At 40.3% G+C, this 4,414-nt stretch carries 4 protein-coding genes and 1 pseudogene; 2 read left to right on the top strand and 3 right to left on the bottom strand.

The window, feature by feature from the left end:
- Positions 1-334: 334 nt before the first annotated feature.
- A complete protein-coding gene (locus F6J94_RS30860; protein WP_293047249.1) occupies positions 335-499 on the bottom strand; it encodes a hypothetical protein in 165 nt (54 codons plus the stop codon).
- A gap of 522 nt (positions 500-1,021) precedes the next feature.
- Here F6J94_RS30860 and F6J94_RS30855 point away from each other — a divergent pair.
- Positions 1,022-1,537: a sterol desaturase gene (locus F6J94_RS30855; RefSeq protein ID WP_293028668.1), complete on the top strand. Its 516-nt coding sequence runs from the start codon at positions 1,022-1,024 to the stop codon at positions 1,535-1,537.
- Positions 1,538-1,783: 246 nt separating this feature from the next.
- Here F6J94_RS30855 and F6J94_RS30850 read toward each other — a convergent pair whose 3' ends face one another.
- A complete protein-coding gene (locus tag F6J94_RS30850) occupies positions 1,784-3,208 on the bottom strand; it encodes a transposase (protein WP_293031068.1) in 1,425 nt (474 codons plus the stop codon).
- Between the two features lie 297 nt (positions 3,209-3,505).
- Positions 3,506-3,598, bottom strand: a pseudogene (locus tag F6J94_RS30845) (RNA-guided endonuclease TnpB family protein); the annotation flags it as partial.
- 328 nt (positions 3,599-3,926) lie between these two features.
- Here F6J94_RS30845 and F6J94_RS30840 point away from each other — a divergent pair.
- On the top strand, positions 3,927-4,292 hold the full coding sequence (locus tag F6J94_RS30840) for a Crp/Fnr family transcriptional regulator (RefSeq protein WP_293047247.1): 366 nt from the start codon (positions 3,927-3,929) through the stop codon (positions 4,290-4,292).
- The last annotated feature ends 122 nt before the right edge of the window (positions 4,293-4,414 follow it).

Raw genomic sequence — 4,414 nt, 5'->3', positions numbered from 1 at the left:
GTAGTCGAAACCGCCATATCCATCTCGAAGTGCTCCTTCGGGTGGGGACGTAGCTTGAACCCTAGCTACATTGGGAGATTTCGGAATCTCCACTTCCTTGAGCGTCTTTCATCGGTCGCCCTTATCCCTACATGATATTACTCTATATTAGACAATTTTAAGCTGGCCACGCCACTACAAGTAAGGTTAAGTTGTTCAGCATTTAGATTGGGATACCTAAATTCCTCAAAGGGAACAGCGGATCTGGGAATAACCAATTTAAATGCACATCAGCTTACTGCGTCAGTCCTGTAAAAAAAACTGTGATAGTTGCGGGATATAATGTACATCGGTTTTAAATTCGGTCAGGTACAAATCTCTCGGTTTTAGGGACTAAGGCCGTAGGCCACGCTTTCGCCAAAGCCGACGCTGTGCGTTCGCGTAGCGTCGGCTTTGGCGAAACGCGAACGGAGCAGGGAACAGGGAATAGGGAACAGGGAAAAAATTTTGTGTACCTCATAGTTTTTCAAAACGCTGTAATTTGGAAAACGATAAGTCACTATAGACTTTATTTAGCTTAAAATTATTACTATTTTAAGCTAAATATTTTTAATTTAGTATGTTTAAAAAAACAAAATTGATATTGGGGTCAATTATAGCTCATCTATAGACAGATTTATCTCCTGTTCGTTTGAATAATGAGCATTTAAAGTTATTAATTGTTAATTCGAATTAACAATTAATAACTATTAACCGCAAAGGAATATCAATTAATTCAGTAATTCAAATTATATAGCGCGTCGTGCCGGAGTGGTACAACTTAGATGAAGTATAAAAATTAGAAGTCAGGAGTCATAATTGATAATTTGAAAACATTGGCTTAATTTAAACTATTAGATAAGATAACGATTCTTGTACAAGAATGATTTAGAATTGCTAGAGGAGCATACCTTCAAGAAATAATAAATTTCAGTTTAACCTCTTCTTTGACAAACCTTAACGTTTGTTGACTAAGATCAGCGCATACGAATAGGAGTTAGATGTGTTCATCATTAAGATTTTATTGGTTGCTTTAGTGCAGCTACTACTTGGGGATTTCCTTTCTACTTTTGTGTACCATGTCCCTGAGCACATTTTTGGTAAATTCCATGCCATAGTACACCATAGTAAGAATCGTAGCTTCATTCACTATGCTGTATTAACTAAGAACCCCCTGGTAATCCTTGATGGTTTCGCAGGTGCCTTTCCTTATTTGATGTTTGTGCCTTGGTTCTGGCAAATTTCTCCTCTAGGAACTATCTTGGGACTAGTCTTGGGTGAGCTTCATGTGATCTGGAGGCATGTTTCTGTGATGGAGTGGAAAACTCCCGAGACCCTAGAGCACCTTTGCAACTTCTTGTGCATTACTACTCCAGAAAAGCATTGGCTTCATCATCAGGATGCCACAGTTGCTTATGGGGATATCTTCACATTTTACGACCAACCAGCACAAGCCTGGTATAGGTTTTTGATGTCAGTTAAGAAGAAATATAAACTAAGTAGGGAGAAATCAAGTTAGGATGCTGGCTGTTGACTGTTTACTTTTAAGTACATGGTACAGTCAACCCTGGACGGTCAACAGTCAACGGTAAACCAAAACTATTTTGCCTACCCATTACAAAGAGCGTTTAATAGAGCTTGAGAAGCTACAGAACTTATAAACAATGCCTCTAACCCAAAAGGCCTTTCACGGAATATCCCAAGACGGACAAAAACAGCGACAGCGGCTGCGTTGGTATTGAACGCACCCCATCCAAATCAAAGATTATGGATGGGGATTCATTCGCTCTTGAACAGCTAAATTTCTTAACGTCCCCAGGACAATTGGCGTTCTCAATGTGCCGTCAGAACTTTTGCTGTCGTACACCCTAGAAAAGTTTTTATCCCCTACTATTAAGCAATACCAATATCTAGCACCGATGTTATAACTAGCGTTTAAATCCGCGTGATATTGTTTTCCACTCTTGAATTTTGCTAGGGAATAATTTGTTTGGCTTCGTCTAACTTTTCCACTTCCATCAAAGGCTACCGCACTGGTATATTTAGGATTAACTGTCTGAACTTTTCCACCTAATTCTGTCCATTTATCTGTGATTATTTCGACAATTTTTCGGTGACACCATAAGTGAAATTTTTGTTTCATTAATGACCTTTTTTTCCCAGCTTTTGCTTTCCATCCCCAGAGATTTTCTAAGACCATTACCTTGACGCCATGCACCTTGGCGAATTGAACAATTTGTCTGGCTACTTTTCGAGAAATCTCTAGATTTTGATTAGCTGACTTGCGGTTAAGTCCACCACAAAACCCTTTCGGTAATGTTTGACCAGTTAAATTACTGGTTTGTTTAGCTTTTTTGGCTATCATCATTCGTCGTTTGTTGCGATAGTCTATGTCTCTGGCTGGATTAATAAAAGTCCTCGCCTTTACAGTACCATCCCGCCCGACGATAGCAGCCGTTGCTGCATTATTTATCCCTAAGTCAACACTACAAACATAATCGGTTTCTTCTCTTTTTACTGGTTTTATTTGAACTGGCATTGAGAGCTGACATTTAGTTTTATTCACCACTAAAGAAGGTGACTTTAATTTGTTGCCCTCAACTAAATGCCGATTATTTCCGTGATTTTTTACTCCTATATTAGTTAACCAAATCCAATCTTTTCCCGACCACACCTTGAGAGCAACAGTTTGATAATCCTTACCGTATAAAATTTGTTGACCTTTATACAAAGCCGGGTAAGTTTTACACATTGCTGTTAGTCTTGGTGCTTTAGCTGTACGTTTTTTACGATTTCCCGACTGCCAAGAACGATAACGGGTTTGAAAACTAGAAACAATGCCAATTGCTTCAGCTATGGCTGCTCTTCTTAAATAGCTGGGAAACTTACGGTGATCTGGATATTTGTTGACAATTTTCTGATAATAACTATGTTTGGGATTTGGGTTAGCTGTGGTAACATGAATCATTTTTTCCACAGCCAAAACTAATTCTAAGCTACTTAGAGGGGCTAAATTAGACCATTGTGCATTCACAATCAAAACTAAAGGTAAAAGATATTTACGGTAGCAGGTTACCGTCATCAACATCATCTCTTTCTGTTCGGGAGTAGTAACTAAACGCCACACATCTGTACGAATCAGAGGTTGAGGTTGAGATTTTTTAGTTTTTCTTTGGCTTTTTTTACCCATGGTCTAGTCACACCCCACTCTAGAGGCTATTAAATTATATTAACACAAATATGATTAATCTAGAATTGCCAAAAGAATAAGAAAAGGTAGTGTTTTTTGTTGGTCTCGGCGAGACATTTTGTTCAAAGGGGGAAATCATTCCTTTGGTTGCACCTGGGATCTGGCAAGTCTGTCAAGGTATTGTTCAACTGATTGACACTCCCCGCCCTGGAAGGACGGGGATTCTTGCTTCCACGGGGTGACTTGTTATCCCTTGCCGGAGCCAGGAAAAATAGAGGTCTCCTTGGAGACGAAACCTTAGAATAGTGGAGCCTTACTACAAAACCTTTCCCCTATGCTGCATAACCGACCGACTATAAAGGCTCCACTATTCTTACGGTAACTTTAAATCCACAAGCGTATTTAGTCTTCCGACTTGGGTTTCGGTGTGCCCCACCGTACCTTTTCAAAATCTATTTAACTAGATACTTTTTTATCTAAATCTTTCATAAACATTTAAGTCGTTAGACCCAATTACGCAATATGTACGCTCTACATATTTTTTACGTTGCCTACTTATGTTTAGACAGTATCTAGCTACTACAGTCTATTGATTATACTTTTAGTGTAGCACACAAGGTGCCAACTTTCAATCCCATTGTCTATTAGAATTGCCGTCGAACGAAGGACGGGGCTTTAGACCCATTTTTTTGGTAAAATTAACCTTGATGGAGAGGAAGTGCTACTAGGTTGGGCATTGCCCGATACCTCCTTCCGGATTGGGTTGGCTGCTCTAGACACCTATCAGGCTCAAGCTTTATCCGAAGTGCATCTTAAATGGTTTTCGATGATTGAATTGGAAGCGTCCCCTCATCTATCTCATACCCTATTCAATCAGCTAGGTCACAGGATACAACAGACAGAAGCACTTTTAGCGATCGCTGGACTGCGCCGAGTGGAAGACCGCTTGCAGCAGTTATTATTCTTGTTGAAACAGGAAATGGGGGAGCCAGTTCCCGAGGGAACTCGCTTGAGTGTGCGCATGACCCATCAGAATCTAGCTAATGCCATCGGCACCTCTCGGGTCACAGTGACTAAAACCTGACTGCCGGACACAAGTGCCTCAAAGCCTGATTATGCCTGGGTGATGGGATGCAGGTTTTGAGGGGAAGGTCTCAGACAACTGGTAGAAAAGAGCGATTGACCTTTGCTCACGCTACGGGAAGG

It is taken from the genome of Moorena sp. SIO1F2, from assembly GCF_010672755.1.
GTDB lineage: Bacteria > Cyanobacteriota > Cyanobacteriia > Cyanobacteriales > Coleofasciculaceae > Moorena.
The sequence above is the reverse complement of the archived record's forward strand: the minus strand, read 5'-3'. Positions and strand labels throughout refer to the sequence as shown.